This window comes from Microcoleus sp. ARI1-B5 (assembly GCF_036705795.1).
GTDB lineage: Bacteria > Cyanobacteriota > Cyanobacteriia > Cyanobacteriales > Microcoleaceae > Microcoleus.
Map to the genome: position 1 here is coordinate 118,788 of NZ_JAUBVK010000020.1, position 15,736 is coordinate 134,523.

At 43.8% G+C, this 15,736-nt stretch carries 13 protein-coding genes and 1 pseudogene; 11 read left to right on the top strand and 3 right to left on the bottom strand.

Features of this window, described 5'->3' with window-relative positions:
* The first annotated feature begins 21 nt into the window (after positions 1 to 21).
* From QUB63_RS24520 to QUB63_RS24535, 4 genes are all read left to right on the top strand, one after another.
* Positions 22 to 789, top strand: coding sequence for a hypothetical protein (locus QUB63_RS24520; RefSeq protein WP_332947930.1), 768 nt, complete (start codon positions 22 to 24; stop codon positions 787 to 789).
* A gap of 455 nt (positions 790 to 1,244) precedes the next feature.
* Complete coding sequence (locus QUB63_RS24525; protein WP_332947931.1) at positions 1,245 to 1,940, top strand: hypothetical protein; 696 nt, start codon at positions 1,245 to 1,247, stop codon at positions 1,938 to 1,940.
* Between the two features lie 3 nt (positions 1,941 to 1,943).
* Positions 1,944 to 2,720: a DUF1822 family protein gene (locus tag QUB63_RS24530; protein WP_332947932.1), complete on the top strand. Its 777-nt coding sequence runs from the start codon at positions 1,944 to 1,946 to the stop codon at positions 2,718 to 2,720.
* A 175-nt stretch (positions 2,721 to 2,895) separates the two neighbouring features.
* Entirely contained in the window at positions 2,896 to 6,684 is a 3,789-nt protein-coding gene (locus QUB63_RS24535) for a CHAT domain-containing protein (RefSeq protein ID WP_332947933.1), read from the top strand.
* Positions 6,685 to 7,234: 550 nt separating this feature from the next.
* Here QUB63_RS24535 and QUB63_RS24540 read toward each other — a convergent pair.
* The gene (locus QUB63_RS24540; protein WP_332947934.1) at positions 7,235 to 9,226 is read right to left on the bottom strand and encodes an NB-ARC domain-containing protein; all 1,992 of its coding nucleotides are present in this window, start codon (positions 9,224 to 9,226) and stop codon (positions 7,235 to 7,237) included.
* Positions 9,227 to 9,931: 705 nt separating this feature from the next.
* Here QUB63_RS24540 and QUB63_RS24545 point away from each other — a divergent pair.
* From QUB63_RS24545 to QUB63_RS24570, 6 genes are all read left to right on the top strand, one after another.
* Positions 9,932 to 10,834, top strand: a complete 903-nt coding sequence (locus QUB63_RS24545) for a hypothetical protein (RefSeq protein WP_332947935.1) — start codon at positions 9,932 to 9,934, stop codon at positions 10,832 to 10,834.
* Positions 10,835 to 10,926: 92 nt separating this feature from the next.
* A complete protein-coding gene (locus tag QUB63_RS24550; protein WP_332947936.1) occupies positions 10,927 to 11,331 on the top strand; it encodes a hypothetical protein in 405 nt (134 codons plus the stop codon).
* A complete protein-coding gene (locus QUB63_RS24555) occupies positions 11,319 to 11,693 on the top strand; it encodes a hypothetical protein (protein WP_332947937.1) in 375 nt (124 codons plus the stop codon). The genes QUB63_RS24550 and QUB63_RS24555 overlap by 13 nt, the downstream gene beginning before the upstream one ends.
* A 151-nt stretch (positions 11,694 to 11,844) precedes the next feature.
* Positions 11,845 to 12,192, top strand: coding sequence for a hypothetical protein (locus QUB63_RS24560; protein WP_332947938.1), 348 nt, complete (start codon positions 11,845 to 11,847; stop codon positions 12,190 to 12,192).
* 141 nt (positions 12,193 to 12,333) lie between these two features.
* Positions 12,334 to 12,795, top strand: a complete 462-nt coding sequence (locus tag QUB63_RS24565; RefSeq protein WP_332947939.1) for a hypothetical protein — start codon at positions 12,334 to 12,336, stop codon at positions 12,793 to 12,795.
* A gap of 167 nt (positions 12,796 to 12,962) precedes the next feature.
* Positions 12,963 to 13,319, top strand: a complete 357-nt coding sequence (locus tag QUB63_RS24570; protein ID WP_332947941.1) for a hypothetical protein — start codon at positions 12,963 to 12,965, stop codon at positions 13,317 to 13,319.
* Between the two features lie 86 nt (positions 13,320 to 13,405).
* Here QUB63_RS24570 and QUB63_RS24575 read toward each other — a convergent pair whose 3' ends face one another.
* Positions 13,406 to 14,029, bottom strand: coding sequence for a hypothetical protein (locus tag QUB63_RS24575; RefSeq protein WP_332947942.1), 624 nt, complete (start codon positions 14,027 to 14,029; stop codon positions 13,406 to 13,408).
* A 21-nt stretch (positions 14,030 to 14,050) separates the two neighbouring features.
* On the bottom strand, positions 14,051 to 14,239 hold the full coding sequence (locus tag QUB63_RS24580) for a hypothetical protein (RefSeq protein WP_332947943.1): 189 nt from the start codon (positions 14,237 to 14,239) through the stop codon (positions 14,051 to 14,053).
* An 861-nt stretch (positions 14,240 to 15,100) separates the two neighbouring features.
* Here QUB63_RS24580 and QUB63_RS24585 point away from each other — a divergent pair.
* Positions 15,101 to 15,671: pseudogene (locus QUB63_RS24585) on the top strand (reverse transcriptase N-terminal domain-containing protein); the annotation flags it as partial.
* Positions 15,672 to 15,736 lie beyond the last annotated feature (65 nt).

Below are 15,736 nucleotides of genomic sequence, written 5' to 3' on the forward strand. Positions count from 1 at the left end.
AAGATGCAATAATTAGATCACGTGGTAGTTGGTAGGCGATCGGCTTTGCAACTGCAAGATATCAACCGCCGCAACGCTGAAATTGATGCAGCGCGCGGGATGTTGTTTGAGGCTTTAGCAACATACAGAAACCCGCATTTGTTGGCAGAAACTTGTGCGGCGGGCCAGTTGCGCCGGTTAGAGTGCAGTTGGACGATCGAAGAAAGTATTATTGCGACTTATCAGGTGCAAAATGAATTTGGTGCTGCGGGCGATCGGCTTTCTCAACTTCAACAACAAATCCGTCAAGATAACCTCGGTATTATACACTGTTGTGACTCAGACGAAGAGCTTGACTTTCTTTTTCCTGAAATTACGCGAATTCACAATCACGATTTAGCCGCATTAGACATTTGGCTTCATCAGATTGAATGGATGAAAGCTTTGCCGCAAAGTGAGTTAAAGCAGTTACAGAGTGCTAATTTTAGTAAATCCAACTTAGCTGTTATTGGGGATAAAAATTCAGTTACAACAGCTTTAGCGATACCCGACGAACAGTTATTTTATGAAAATTTGCGGCCGAAGTCTCATTTTTATGCGCTTCGCACTCAACTGGGATGGATGCTCGATCGGCAGCAGCGTCAAGATTATGAAAATTATATCATTGAGCAAGGGGAAGTAGCAGGTCATAAAAGTTTAGTATCGTCGAACTTGGAAAAAGCTTCTGATTTGGCTGTTGCTAATTTATATTACTATTTCAGAGTCCGAGATGAATCGGAAAAGGAATTAGAATTAGCGAACACCCCGTAGGAGGCAGGGCGGTTTCATTCTCACCAAAAACCGCGATTTTGTAGGGGTAGTGCCAAGAGTTCATAGGTGCCAACTTTCCACGTCAAACCCTCAGTCCGACAGGGGTTAAAACCCCTGTCTCATAGCTAAAGTCCTCTCAAGAGGACTAAAGAAATGGGTAACAACTCATCAGTGACTTCAGTCCGGCAGGGGTTTCAACCCCTGCCTCAAAGCTAAAGTCCTCGCTCAGAGGACTGAAGAAATGGGTAACAACTCATCAGTCCTCTGAGCGAGGACTTTCGCTATTAGCCAGGGACTTCAGTCCCTGGCGGTCTTTCGGCTTAAGTAGACACCAATAGGCACGGTGGAGTGTCCTACCAATTAACAAAAACATGAAAAAAGTCGATCGATATACTTGGTAAAAATAGAAATTTTTATGCAAAAATATAATTTATCTGTTTTGAGTTTCCGTCTCTATGGATGAACAACTGTACCGACTGATTGCAGAGGTGTGCCGGCACCCCTTGAAAAGCCCGAAAAGGCGAAAAGCGATGAATCTGCTGCTCGTTGAAATTCAACAACTACCGGGATTAGGTAAATCGTCCCACCCAGACTACTTAGACGCTTTGAATCGTACCTTTGAATGGATAAACCGACAACTATGTCAAGACTTCGATCGCGATCGACCCTTGATTCAAAAGCGCTTGCAACAATGGGTCAACAGTTACCTCTCCTGGCGAATTAAAGATTTATACTCGCAAAAAAAGAGCGATCGCAGCTTGGACGCACCCATCGGAGACGGTGAAACAGAAACTTTCCTGCTGGAACTTCTACCAACAACAAATTTTGAGATTCCCACCCGCAGCGGAATTGACAATTATATCGAACAAATAGAACGAGAACAACAACAGCAAGTCGGTCTGCAATTAGAACAGTACGTCGAGCGAGATCCCGATGAAAAACTGCGGAATTCCCATCCTCAAACCTATCCCAATTGTAACTGTCAGTTCCTCAGTTCGAGAGTTTTGCTAAAAAACCCGCCAGATAAATTTAGCGCGATCGCCAGAGAACATAACATCAACTATCAAACTCTAAAATCTCATTGGGAAAGGAACTGTCGCCCTTTACTCCAGGCGATCGCACGAGAGTTAGGATACCAAAAAGAGGTTTGAAAAATGAACAGCACAGAAGCCCCCCAATTGACAGTTCCCCTCGGTACCGAAGCTCACCGTCTGGCGAAGCAATTAGCAACACAAACGCTGCAACTCGCTCCCGCATCAACTAAGCGGGAAGCGGCTAAGCGAGTTTACCTCAATACATTAGCTGTTTGTGCCGTTTCCAGTTACTTGAAATGGCAAGCCTACGAGCCCCAGCTAGAGCAAGGGGATAGCTGGCAGCCTGTAGTTTGCGCTCGATGGGATGTCGCCGATTTGCTACTCCCAGGAATCGGCAAGTTGGAGTGTCGCCCCCTGTGGAAAGGGGAAAGTGCGATCGCCATTCCCCCAGAAGCGACAGAAGATCGCATTGGCTATGTAGCCGTTCAGTTTGAAGAACAATTAAACTCGGCAAAACTGTTAGGATTTGTACCATCAATAGAGTCTTTAGAAATACAAATCGCCCATCTTCAAACCCTTGATGATTTCGTAGATTATTTAGAGCGACTGGAGTTAGCTAATAGTTTTTTGCTCGGTGACGATCCAGTAGCAGTGCAAGTCAGAGATGTACTCAACACTCGACCAATAGCCGAGATTATTGCCCAACTCGATCGGATTTATTGCAACGAACCGGAAGATGAAAGAGCCTATGCTGTTAAAGATGTTTTTACTGGTGAGGGAGTTTATGCAGGGAGCGATCGGGAATTGGGGGAAGATGTTGGAGGGGGCGATCGGGAAATCGAGTTACTAGAATTAGCTGAAGAATTGCTAGAAAAATTAACAGAGATTTGGAGCTAATACCATGTCCTGTTAAGTAGATATAATTCCTGTAGGGGCGGGTTCGCCAAAATCTCCAATACAAATAAAAAATCTCATAAACCCGCCCCGAGCGAGATATTATAAGCAATCCACCGGATTCGATATAAAGGAAAATTCCTAGAAAGCAGGCAATTTGAAATAGAGGCCATCGGCGATGAACCCTAACGAACTTGATGAAAATCGACAACAAGCTTATTTCGATTTTCTAATGAAGTTGCTGCTGGTAGCGGCACAAAGTGAAGGCAACGAGCAGCTATTTTACCCCTTATTGCTAGAAAATCTAGAGTTATTACATGAAGAATTTGCTCTCTATTTGCGACTTAAAGTAAACGAATTTTATAAAGAATATGAATTTCAACAGTGTTTAACATTAGCAGCAATTCTTACTCTAGTAGCCGAGGCAATTCAGAAGTTCCCTCAAGGTTCCAAGGCGAATAATTTAGAAATTGCGATCGCCGGTTACGAAGCAGCATTACCAATTTTAAGCCATCATGAAAATCAGATCGCCTGGGCTGCTGCTCAGAGTAATTTAGCTGTTGCTTACACAGCCAGAATTCGGGGAGCTCGCGCGTTTAACATCGAGCGTGCTATTCAATCTTATCAAAATACCTTACAAGTCCGCACTCGGATTAATTTACCCGCAGATTGGGCTGGAACCCAAATGAATTTGGGAAATGCTTATTCAAATCGGATCGAAGGATCTCGCGCCGACAATATTGAGCAGTGTATCGAGTATTATAAAGCTGCCCTGCTTGTTTTTTCTCCAGAGGCATTCCCTGTAGAGTGTGCCGATATACAAAATAATTTGGGTCTTGCTTATAAAGAGCGAATTTATGGCAATGTCTCTGACAACATAGAGCAAGCAATTCAATGCTATCAAACAGCACTGCAAATCTTTACTTACGAGGCATTTCCCGAAAAGTGGGCGAGAGTCTCTGGTAATTTAGCGATCGCCTATCAAGAGCGAAGTCAGGGAGAATTCGCAGACAATATAGAACGATCGATTGCTATCTTAGAATCTACTTTACAAGTAAATACCCGCGAAGCTTTCCCCTATAAGTGGGCAAATACTCAAGTGAATTTAGGGGCTGCTTACTTTCGGAGAATTCAGGGTAAACAGGCTCACAACATAGAGTTAGCTATTACTTGCTATGAAGCAGCTTTACAAGTTTTAACCAAACAGGAATCTCCGCAGCTATGGGCTGGTATTCAAAACAATTTAGGCGTTGCTTACAGTCAACGAATTAAGGGAGAGAAAGCTGACAATTTGGAGCGTGCAATTGAGTGCTACAACGCAGCTTTAGAAATCAGGACTCTTTCAGAATTGCCGATCGACAGGGCCCAAACTGAAGATAATTTAGGTAATGCTTACCGAAATCGCATTCTAGGCGATCGCGGAGACAATTTGGAAAAGTCCCTCCAGCACTACCAAGCTGTTTTACAAGTTCGGACTCATCAAGCATTGCCTCAACTGTGGGCGCAAACTCAAAATAATCTGGGAAATACTTATCTTGACAGAATTCGGGGCGATCGAGCCGACAATATCGATCGAGCAATTACTTGCTACCAAAGTGCATTGCAAGTTGATTCTCGCGAGGTAACGCCTCAGTCTTGGGCAGATACGCAAATGAATTTAGGCAATGCTTATTGTACCGGAATTCAGGGCTATCGAGCTACAAATATCGATCTGGGAATCCAATGCTATCAAGAGGCATTATTAGTCTACACCCGCGAAACACATCCTTTAAATTGGGCGAAAATCCAACAAAATTTGAGCAATGCTTATCGGGACAGAAATGCGGGCGATCGAGCCGATAACCTAGAGCAAGCCATTCGCTATTGTGAAGCAACTTTGCAAGTCTACAGTCAAGAATTAGACCCCTATTACTGGGCTAACGCACAAATAAATTTGGGAAATGCTTATGCACAACGAGTGCAGGGAGTGCGGGAAGAAAACTTGAAAATAGCCATTCATTGCTATCAAAAAGCTTTACAAGTAAATACTCGCGAAGCATTACCCGAAGATTGGGCTCTGGTGATGAACGATGTAGGAATGGCTTATGAAAAATTAGGAGAAACAGAAAAAGCGATCGATCGTTTTAAATTAGCTTTAGAAATTTACACCCCCACAGCCTTTCCCCGCGATTGTTTGCGAGTAGGAAGAAACCTCGGAGATAGTGCTTTTAAAACTCAACAGTGGGCGAAAGGGATTGAAGGTTACAGCCGAGCTATTGAAGCAGTAGAAACTAGCCGTTCTTGGATTGTTAGCGAACAGCGGCGGCAGGAAATTTTAGAATCTGCCTTTCATGTTTACGCTAATACAATACAGGCTTGCGTCAACGATCGACAGTTAGATAAAGCCATTGAATGTGTAGAGCGATCGCGCTCCCAACGCCTCGTAGATTTAATGGCAAGCAATGACATTTACTCAACAGAATCAATTTCACCAGAAATTCAAACATATTTGCAGCAGTATGACAATTTGCAACAACAAATAGATGCCTACCGCTATCCTCAGTTATCTAAAAGCCAGCAAGAATTCGCGACGAAAATTAGCACTCGTTCCCGTGCTGCTTTGGCTGCTATTAATGAATCTATCGCCGAGTTGGAAGCTCAAAAACAAGAAGTTTGGGAACTACTCAGGCGGTTAGATCCGGTGCTGGCTGGAGAAATTAAAGTAGCAAGACCTAACTTAGCTAGCATTCAAAAATTAATCGATTATCAAACAACAGCTATCCTGAGTTTCTACACAACGCCGGAAAATACTCATATTTTTGTCATCACAAAACATCAAATTACTTGTCATACTTGTTTAAAGCAAGAAGTAACTTTGCCAAACTTTGTTCTAAATAACTGGTTAATTCCTTATCTCCAAAACAAAGTAGAATGGGAAAAATCTCTGCAAGCAACCCTCTGGGAATTAGCAAATAGACTTGACATAGAAACGCTCATTGAAAATCGCCTGAGCGGCATTGAAGAACTGATTGTCATCCCTTATCTTTACCTGCATTCAATTCCCTTTAGCGCCCTACCTGTTGGGGACGATCGATATCTAGGAGACAGATTTCTCATACGCTATGCCCCAAGTTGCCAAATTTTGGAATTTTGCCAAAAACGCCCTCAAACGACAACCCAACTGAGATATGGAACGGTAGAAGATGCGACAGAAGACCTACCTTGCGTGAGTTTTGAATGTTCTCAACTCGCTCAAATGTATCGCATTCCTGAAGAACGACGGCTGCGCGGTAGCCGTCAAGCAACTGTTAGCAATTATCGGCGCTTGGTAGAGCAAATTTCCGGTCTTCATTCCAGTCATCATGCCCAATCTCGCTTTGATAATCCTTTAGAATCAAAGCTATTGTTAGGTGATGGATCGATTACCCTGGGGCAACTTTTGACTCCAGCTTGGAGGTTGCCCAATTTAGAGGATGTTTTCCTTTCTTGTTGTGAAACAAATCTTGGGTTAACTCAAATAACAGATGATGTTCTGACTCTCTCTACTGGATTCTTATGTGCTGGTGCGAGAAGTGTTATCGCTACCCTTTGGGCTGTTGACGATTTAGCAACCGCACTATTTTCTATTTTTTACCACCAATACCGACAGCAAGGAAAAAATCGCATTGTCTCTCTACAACAAGCGCAAGAAAAATTGCGATCGCTCAGCGGTCAAGCCCTCGCTGAATACCAGCAGCAGCTAATACCATTACTTGAGAGTAAATTTAGAGCCGCCGAAAAAGCAAGTAAAGCAGCTAAAGAAAGTCGCGATCGCGAAGTCAAAGGAAGTGAAGCTTATATCAACTGGTACGACGAATACAAGCAGCACAAAAAAGTAGCAGAACGCCTCCGGAGAACGAAGAATCAATTCAAAGATGCGATCGAAAAATCTCATCCCTTCTCTCACCCCGTATACTGGGCCGCTTTCACCTGTTCCGGCTTGCGGTAACACTCTCCCCGTCCTATAAGGACAGGAATTATTCCTTCACAGTTAAAGTAGGGTGCGTCGCTGCGATAATCCCGGCCAATGACCACTATATAGTAGCGACGCACCATACCGCGATAAATCCCGCGCAGAGCCTCGCGGGCACGCACGCCTGCGCCCCCACAGAAATCGGATTCCAGAGATTTTTCATTTTTTTTCCAAAAACCTGCATAATTTTTCGACTGCGCCCTGGTTAATTAAAAAGCGCAGTTGGCCAACTCGCTTCTCCAAAAATTTTTGATTCACCTTAACGGAGAAACGAGCAATGACAGCATATTATCGAGTCCTATCCCATCCCCCGCTAGGAGAGATTTTTCAGCCTCAAAGCAAAAAAAGTGAAGATGAAGATGACGATCCCATTGTTCCCCCCAACCTTCGCTAGTTATTTCTAAATCTTAGGGAATAGGTAGAAACCGGGTTTTTTTACGAAAAGAGTAGGGTATAGCCTTTAATCCCCGTGAAAAACCCGGTTTCTTTGGTCTTGATGCGTAAGTCCTCAATCGAGATTTTACTGCTAATGATGGGGATAATTCAAGCGCTGGCGTGCTGTGATTTTCCAAACATCTAATTCTGGCAGTCTCCAATGCGTTCCTTGAGGTTTGCGATCGCTGCGATCGCACTTCAAAAAATTCTCGTAATCAACTAATGCCTCTTGGATTTTTCCTAGAGCCTCTTTCACTTGTGCCAAAATATAATAAGTTGGCGGGTGAAGATTATTTAGCTCGATCGATTTCACAAGCTGTAACTGCGCTTCCTCATAGCGATTTTGCAGGAAGTAAGCCCATCCCAGATTTTTGTGCAAAGCCGCTAGAACCAGATCGTCTTTGACTTTCTCCAAAATCGGCAATATCAGATTAATTGCTGTTTCCACATTTCCCGAGATAATTTCCAAACGAGCTAAGTTACCGATCGCTGCATAAGCCCCTCGGTTGTTAAATCCCGCAGCAATTTGATAGTGAATTCGGGCCGCAGACAAATCTTGCAACTGTTCGTAAGTAGCTCCTAAGTTATAGCGAGCTGCGGCTATATCGGGATTAAATCTGATGGCTTGGATTAAGTAAGCTTTGGCAGTTTGAAACTCTCCCAATAAATACTTTTTCTGACCCAGTTGATTGAGATATTTGGCAATCAATTGATGAGTGATGTATTTTTTGACTTCTGGATTCAGGGTAAAACAATCTTCAATTTCTACTAACAATGCTTGTTTGATGAGCGATGCTAAAATCGGTTGCAAGTCAGATATTTCTCCAGCAACGGCGAGATTAGATTCCAAATCATTGGTGCTGACTGGTTGATTTTTCAATGCCAAGCAACAGAGAAGGTAAATTTCTGTCTCTGATAAATCCGCGCTGGTTTTTTGCAAAAAATTTCGCATAATCTGCTGCACAACTAAGGTAGTCTGCTGGATAAATTGGGTGAGATTCCCTGAAAACAAGTCAGCAAAGTTAGCGGTGACAATCTTTAAAAGTAAGGGATTGCCACCAGAGAGTTGGATCAGTTCGGAAAAAAGACCGATCTCGGGACTGCTAGAAAACCTTTGGGCTGAATAAATAATTTTTTGGGCGCTTTGCTCGTCTAAGCCATTGAGTTCTAATACTTTAAGTTGTGAGTTTTCGGGGGCGAGATCCCTAATTTTTTGGGGAAGATGCCAACTGGTAAGTAACAAGCAACTTTGATGGCGCGATGTTAATATTCGCTGGAATAAATCGGCATAATTATCGTATCCTTGTTGGTAGCGAGCGCTCGTTTCGAGAACGCGATCGAGTTCGTCGAAGACTAACAAACACCGCGAGGAACTTAGGTATTTGAGCAATAAAGAAATTCGCTTTTCCGTATTTTCTGGTAAGTCAGTTACCGGCCGCGCCGACAAAAATTGAATTAAATCGGCCAAGATATTTGGCAGGGGCGGGCGTTCTTTGAGCGATCGCCAAATGCAACAATCGAACTCGCCCTGAATTTGTTGTACTGCGGTGAGGGCCAATGCAGTTTTGCCAATTCCTCCCATTCCCAGTAGTGCAACTAATCGACAACCATCGTTAATTATCCATTGCTTCAAAGTGGCAAGTTCAGCACTGCGATCGTAGAAAATAGGGACATCCGGCGCTTCGCCCCAATCGATCCGGGGGTGTGTTTTCGCCGCTATTTCTGGAGAAATAACTTCGCCGATAGGTGCGGTAGCGCCAGCACTAGCAGCAGACTGTTGCTTGTCATTTTTAACAGAAATCCCATCGCTGGCTGTAGCATTACTAAAATTAGCAATCTGCTGTTGATATTGTGAAATGAGGATTTGCTGCAATCGAGCCAGCTTTCCCGGCCCTCGGCCCACAATTTGAAATTTTTTGTAAACCTCACCGAGTCTTTTCTGAAGCGCTTCTTTGCTGACACCGAGTTCTTGTGCGATCGCGTCCATCGATTCGCCTTGAATCGCCCTGGAGAGTGCCTCAAATTCGTTGTCGGAAATACCAAAATTCGCGGCTAAATTTCTTAAAAAGTTTTGGGGAATCATTGTATTAATCTACTACAAAAAGTGGTTTTATATAAGGTTTTGCTGGTAGGGGAGGCGGTGAGCGATCGCCCTTGGTAGTCATCACCTTTGTTTTTTTACGAAAATCCTCCGCTCGAAGCCGACAGATAAGCGTAAAAAACCCGGTTATGAAGGTCTGATGCGCCCAGGACTGCGATCGCCCTTGGTGTCCGCAACCTCTGGGCCTTGCTCTCTCATTGTATCCGCGCTATCTCATTTTACTGAGATAACACCGGCGATCTATCTTACGACAGGGATAGCAGAATAGCTAGACTCTCGTCAATGACCGAGCTGCTAGCCCGCTGCTGGGCTGGCATCAAATATAGCGTATTTGTGGGGCTAAGCCGTGAATTATCGAGCGTTTGAGGGTGTAGGGCTTCGCTGTATAACAAGGCTGAAGTGGGTAAGCGACCTATCCCTGCCGGCGCTTATCTCTTTTGAATGAGATATTATTGCTCATATACTTGACGTTGGCAGAAAAACCAGTTAGGCTAAATCTCAGTTAAGTGAGTAAGCGATCGGGGCGGTTGAGGGCCAGATACTCTGGCAGATGGCAAACTTTCCCGTGAGTGTCTGCATAATTTTTTGACTTTCCCTTGGTTAATAGTTGGAAGTTTAAACCTGCGATCGCTTCTCACTCTCATCTAGGAATCGTTTTAGTCAAAGTCCATAAATCGGAGGTACTTTATGGTTTCATTCTATCCAGGTCAAAAAGCTAATGAACTTGCCAAGGAAGCTCAAAAGCGATTCGAGTTGGCAGTTGAAGATTTGAAAATAGAAGAAACAACCACAAACAGAGTAGCAGAAGAGTACGGTCAACTCCAACTGAATGTCATAAGAAACACAATTAAGCGCTTTGTTACCTTCCTTGAAAACACGGGTCGGAAGGCTTCAGAAAGTGAAAAGCGGCTTTTAGAAGGGATGGATTTTTCAGTTCAGCAGATTAAGGAGTACAAAGCTGCTGCGGTAGGAGCAGAAGAGTATTTCATGGCAGGTGTTAAATCGGCAGGAGCCGCAGCAGCAGGTTACGGCGGCGCTATTGGTGTTGCGACTTCAATAGGAGCAGCAAGCACGGGAACCGCTATCTCAACTCTCAGCGGAGCGGCTGCTTGGAATGCAACTTTAGCATGGTTTGGCGGTGGAGCGATCGCGGCTGGTGGCGGCGGTATGGCTCTGGGTGCTGCTGTGCTAGGCGGTATAACTGTTTTACCAGCTTTGGCGATCGGTGGCTTTTTTGCTGCTAGTGAAGGCGAGAAAGCGATGACAAAAGCGCGAGAGCATGAAGCTAAAGTCAACAAGGCGATCGCAGACATGAAACTTGCTAAGGACTTTGCCAAACAGGTAAGACAGCGGATAACTGAGTTGAGAGGAGTGTTTAAATCCATGAACACTCGTGCTGTTGAAGCTTTGAGTCAACTGGAATCTCAGCCTTTTGATGCTAAGAGGGATGCCCAGAAGTTCCAACAGGTAGGCCTTCTGATGAAGGGACTTGTAGAAATGTTGAAAACCCCTGTTTTAAACAGTGACGGTAAGCTTAACCTCGGTACTGTGAAAGTTTTGGAGAAATATCGGATTTTACCAGGGAAATAGAAATCGCGATCGAAGTAGTCTCAAGACTTACGCAGAAAATCTATTTGCAGGGTGGGCATTTCCCACCTTACTACTTAACCAGGGAAATAGAAATGGAAGCTAAAAAAGTTCCTGTAGAAATTTTTAATCCTGGCTCTGCGGCTGAGTGCTTCCGCGATGTTGTTGAAGCTTACACCGAATACAAAATAGTTGCAGAGCAAGAGCAGACTAAACGGCGCGGCATCGAAGCTTGGGAAAAAGCAACGATTGCCGACATTCAAGCAAAACGCGATGCTTTTATCGAGTATCTTGAACGCTCGTTTGATGAACGTGCTAATAATTTCAAATTTCTCTTTGAAAAGGTAGATGAGGCAATAGCGATCGGTGATAATAACCAGTTAGCTTTAGCCATGACTTCAATTACCGAAATAGCTAAGTCTAGTTTCTTCAAAGACCTTGCTAATTTAACATCCGTCAAAGCCGCCCTTGACGATCCAGATTACGAATGGACATTTTAATTGAAAGAGTGAGGTATCGCAAAATGGATGAATTTGTTAGAAAAGCTGCGGCACTGGGATTACCCGCAATTATGCTGGTAATTGTGATGGCAACTACAGGTTTAGCAGGTGGGGCTGCAATTACAGCAGCTTTAGCAGCGTTAGGTGGCCCGGCAGGTATGTTAGGCGGAATCGCACTGCTTGGAATCATCGGTTTAGCTACAGAAATGTTGTCTAAGTATGGTCTTGAATCAGTGCTAATTGGGATTTACAGACAGCGCCTTAAAAACGGAGAATCAAAATCGCGTCTGTGCGGAGAAATTCGTAATTTACCTATCTCTGGGGACATGAAACGCAAACTTGACGAAGATTTGGGCAGTTAATAGATAGGTAGAATTAGGCTTCGTAAACCATCTCTTTCTAAATACGAACAGGATTTACGCACCAGCTCTATCTGTAGGTGGACAATGCCACCTTACCGCTACAAAACGAAGTTATAAAAATGCGATCGCTCAACTAAACCAGGAGGAACCATTGATTAAGTTTATCGGACAAGTCGAACTGCGCAACCATCGCCGAATCTACTACCAAGAGGATTATTACCGAGTAGAACAAGTCAATCCCAGGAAAGAACAAAAAACTTACTCTGACGATATTCCTGACAAAGTTGTGGAGTATCTATACAACCAACTAAAGGGTCGTAAAGTTACACCTGAAGATGCTTCTACCGTTCTCAAGCCCGTCGCTAACAACTTGAATCTCCCCTATACCTATGGTCATAAACTTGACTTCTACGCTCAGGAAGTATTAGTGGTACTTGTAGCATTAAGTAAAGCAAGTTTAACTAAAGAAGGTCGAGCCTACTTCTACACCATTGCCTAATTCAATCTGGGACGCAAAACCTAATTATGTAGGGTGCGCAGTGCGCACCTTACCGCATTCAATCCAGGAGGTAAGTGCCAGCAAGATTTAAAACAAATAATCCCCACCAATCTAATACTTTTTCCTACAAGAATCAAAGACATGAAGTCTAAATCAGTTACACAAATCAGCGGTATTCCCGGTCAATTAGTCGGTGCAGTTCCCGTCCGCACCAGCGGTACAGCAACTCTTAAAATTGTTGGGGATACCTTACAAGGAAATTTTACTTCATTTTTTGGTTTAGAAATCAAAGAAATTGTCATTCCCATTCAAAATGTCAAAGCAGTTGAAATTGGGGAAGGCTGTACTTGGTGGCTGCTCGGACTCGGAATTTTAACCCTCGGTTTATTTTTCATTGGTATTATCTTCATTGTGTTGGCTTTTGTTGTAAAACAGCGTTATATTGCCATTTACACGAGTAGTAATAATCTCATTCTGTTTTGTACAAAGAATGATAAAGTTAACCAGTTTCGGAACGAAATTATAGAAGCTTGTCGTCCTAAACCGAGCTATATTCCCCGACCCTCTCAGTCTCCCCCACCACCACCTTCTTTGCCAAATTGATTGATACTTAGCTAAATTTACCAGGTCGATCGCTATTTCTACCAACGTGCGAGCCCTCTGATTTGATTTTGATACCAAAGTGCGATCGCTACTTTTATTTAGGAAAGCACAAAGCGCGGTTTGAACAAAAAAGTTAGGGACATACAGTTTAAGGAGTAAACATAAGCATGCAACTAATTTTGGCAGAATTTTGTGGACGCTGGGGCTGTTCTTGGTGGGAGAACATTATCACCATCATCTTGGTTAGTCTGAAGGGTAAGGGTGCTGTACTATTGCTGGGATTATTGCTGATGCCGATATTTTTGGTTGTGCTAATATTGCTACTAGGCTTGATACCAGCTTTTGAATTTATTGCTAGTTTTGGAAAAGACAAACAAAAACTCAAAAATCCCAACACTTCTCAGGAACAAGACCAAACTATTGTATCAGCAGGAGCTAAGTTTGTCCGTCGTAGAGGAGCTAAATATTTGGGTCGTAAATTGAGAGAAGTAAACAAACATGAAGATGTCAACTCTCAGAAATAAGACCAAACCCTTTTATCAGCAGGGGTTAAGTTTTTCGGTTGTATAGAAGCTAAATTTTTGAGTCGTAATGGGGGAAAAAATGTGATTTAATCCCACCAGTAAACCACAACCGGCGGCGGATTTTCATAACCTCCATAACCAATAAACACAGAAGCCCGATCGCGATCCATCACTTGCACGTCATCCGCCATCCAAGTCTTCCCAAAATCAACCAGCGGATACACGCAATCATCATCCCTACTCCAAATATAAAGCGTATCAGCGTGCCAGCGATCGTCCAAATCTCGAAGCAATAAACCCAAATTACTATACAGCCTACCGCTATTTTCATCCTCCGCAATCAGCGGCAGCATCATAAAATTCAGCCATAAATCTCTGTTCTGATATAAGTCAGTTAAAATCGGTTCCGGGTCGAAATTATTCCAGCGTCCCCCTGGCAGCACCAGCGCTTCCATCAACTGCTGCGGCGTACATTCTCCGACAGCTAACAACAAATCCAGCCGGGGTGCAGGTGCATTTTGTCGAAATTTTTCACCTCTACCGCCTCGCCTTTCTACAAGCGTTTTGCGGCGTCGAACGCGCGGTTGAGCTTCAAAAACCCAAGCCCCCCGCGAGTAACTTTTGGGAGCACCAACTCTAGGCAAAGGTTCGGGAATCTCATTAAATCCTGCCAGCAAACGCTGATATCCGTCTACTTCATCAAATGTCACCCAGTGCGATCGCTCGTGCGATCACTCCAAAACAAAACCAATTGTAACGCAAGGAGTGCGATCGCCATCCATCAGGGCGATCGACCAATCATCGCTATCCTCAAACCGAGACAGCCACTGCGACGACGCCTCCCATTTAGCAAGCAAGTCTCCAGAAGGAGATTTCCGCATTTCCTTCATAAGCCGCACTCTGTCTGACGGAGTGAACATTTTAGGTTAGTCGCGAACTTGAATAGTTAATTTGTAGGTGCGATTCGTTTGGTCGAAACCCGAAAGGGGAGATGACTAGCAACGGTGGGGTAAACCCAATAGGGTTGGAGTTCGCACTTTAATCCCCCACTGATGATAACTTATTACTCATGCAGGTGAGGAAACCTAGTCGAGCAACTAGCTAATAAAACTAGGGGAAAACGGGAAAAATGAAGGTGCAAACTAACATTATAACCAAAATCCAAGATCAACCAAGTCCTGACATCATGGTGCGTGATTGAAAGCACACAGAGAACCAGAGTTAAACCTGGTTTCCCCTACATAAAGATTGACAAACTTTATGTAAAGCGGGGGTGAAAGCGTACAATCGGGATAGCTGAATACCGACAACGCAAGCAAAAATCCTCTAACCGAATCATTACGAAAAGTAATGAAGTCGTGGGGTAGAAGCGCAAGCTAACGAATTGTCGATACAACCGTCGTAATTCAATTACCAGAGGATATAAGCTAATCAAAGAAATTTGAACTTCTTTGAACTTCTGGGTCAGGAATATCTGGCAAGGGTAAGGACTATCAGAATTCTACAACCGAGATAGCGCACCACCTAGAACCCCGGCCCAGAGACAAACCCTAACGGATTTAATCAATGAGTATTAGGAACGAAGTAATCCTTTTGTATGCTCCTCTTCAAATAATTGTTGAGGTAGGCTGTCAGGCTACACGCTGCGAAAGGCTGGGATGGTTTAAGAAGCTAATGCCTAACCTGAATTAACAGGTAATGCCGAAAAAGGGATGGGGTAATGCCCAGGATATGCAGACGTAAACCGCGAAGGTGATTTAAGTGAAAAGGTGCAATTAGTAATGAACACGCCTAATTCTGATTTGTCAACAAATACAGAGGGATGGAAAGCTATTAATTGGCGTCAAGCCGAAAGATATGTTTTCAAGTTGCAAAAACGCATTTTCGCTGCTTCCCGTTGTGGAGATGTCAAGAAAGTTCGTAAACTTCACTTATACGCTGATGAGGTCTTGGTCTAATAGGGTTTTGTCAGTAAGAAGGGTGACTCAGGACAACCAGGGAAAAAAGACGGCAGGAGTGGATGGGGCAAAATCCTTGTCCCCAGCAGAGCGTCTAGAACTGGCAAGGGAATTAAAGCTAACTGGAAAATCCAAACCAACAAGAAGAGTCTGGATACCAAAACCAGGAAGTAATGAAAAACGCCCTCTGGGTATACCTGTAATGTACGACAGAGCCTTACAAGCCGTAGTAAAATCCGCACTTGAGCCTTCAGGGGAGGCAATTTTTGAGCCAAACAGCTATGGTTTTAGACCGGGCAGGTCATGTCACGATGCGATTAAGCAGATTAAACTCTGTATTCAACATAAGGCGAAGTTTGTATTAGATGCAGACATAGCCAAATGTGTGCGCCGTGGCAGTCAACACGGTATCCCCAATCTAATTGGGAGAGACTAAGAAGAATGTCTCTAAGTCAACCA

What these genes read in the sequence shown, in the direction of transcription:
- QUB63_RS24525 (WP_332947931.1), top strand. Translation starts at nt 1,245, where the DNA reads ATGGATGAACAACTGTACCGACTGATTGCAGAGGTGTGCCGGCACCCC.
- QUB63_RS24530 (WP_332947932.1), top strand. Translation starts at nt 1,944, where the DNA reads ATGAACAGCACAGAAGCCCCCCAATTGACAGTTCCCCTCGGTACCGAA.
- QUB63_RS24535 (WP_332947933.1), top strand. Translation starts at nt 2,896, where the DNA reads ATGAACCCTAACGAACTTGATGAAAATCGACAACAAGCTTATTTCGAT.
- QUB63_RS24540 (WP_332947934.1), bottom strand. Translation starts at nt 9,226, where the DNA reads ATGATTCCCCAAAACTTTTTAAGAAATTTAGCCGCGAATTTTGGTATT.
- QUB63_RS24545 (WP_332947935.1), top strand. Translation starts at nt 9,932, where the DNA reads ATGGTTTCATTCTATCCAGGTCAAAAAGCTAATGAACTTGCCAAGGAA.
- QUB63_RS24550 (WP_332947936.1), top strand. Translation starts at nt 10,927, where the DNA reads ATGGAAGCTAAAAAAGTTCCTGTAGAAATTTTTAATCCTGGCTCTGCG.
- QUB63_RS24555 (WP_332947937.1), top strand. Translation starts at nt 11,319, where the DNA reads ATGGACATTTTAATTGAAAGAGTGAGGTATCGCAAAATGGATGAATTT.
- QUB63_RS24565 (WP_332947939.1), top strand. Translation starts at nt 12,334, where the DNA reads ATGAAGTCTAAATCAGTTACACAAATCAGCGGTATTCCCGGTCAATTA.
- QUB63_RS24570 (WP_332947941.1), top strand. Translation starts at nt 12,963, where the DNA reads ATGCAACTAATTTTGGCAGAATTTTGTGGACGCTGGGGCTGTTCTTGG.
- QUB63_RS24580 (WP_332947943.1), bottom strand. Translation starts at nt 14,239, where the DNA reads ATGTTCACTCCGTCAGACAGAGTGCGGCTTATGAAGGAAATGCGGAAA.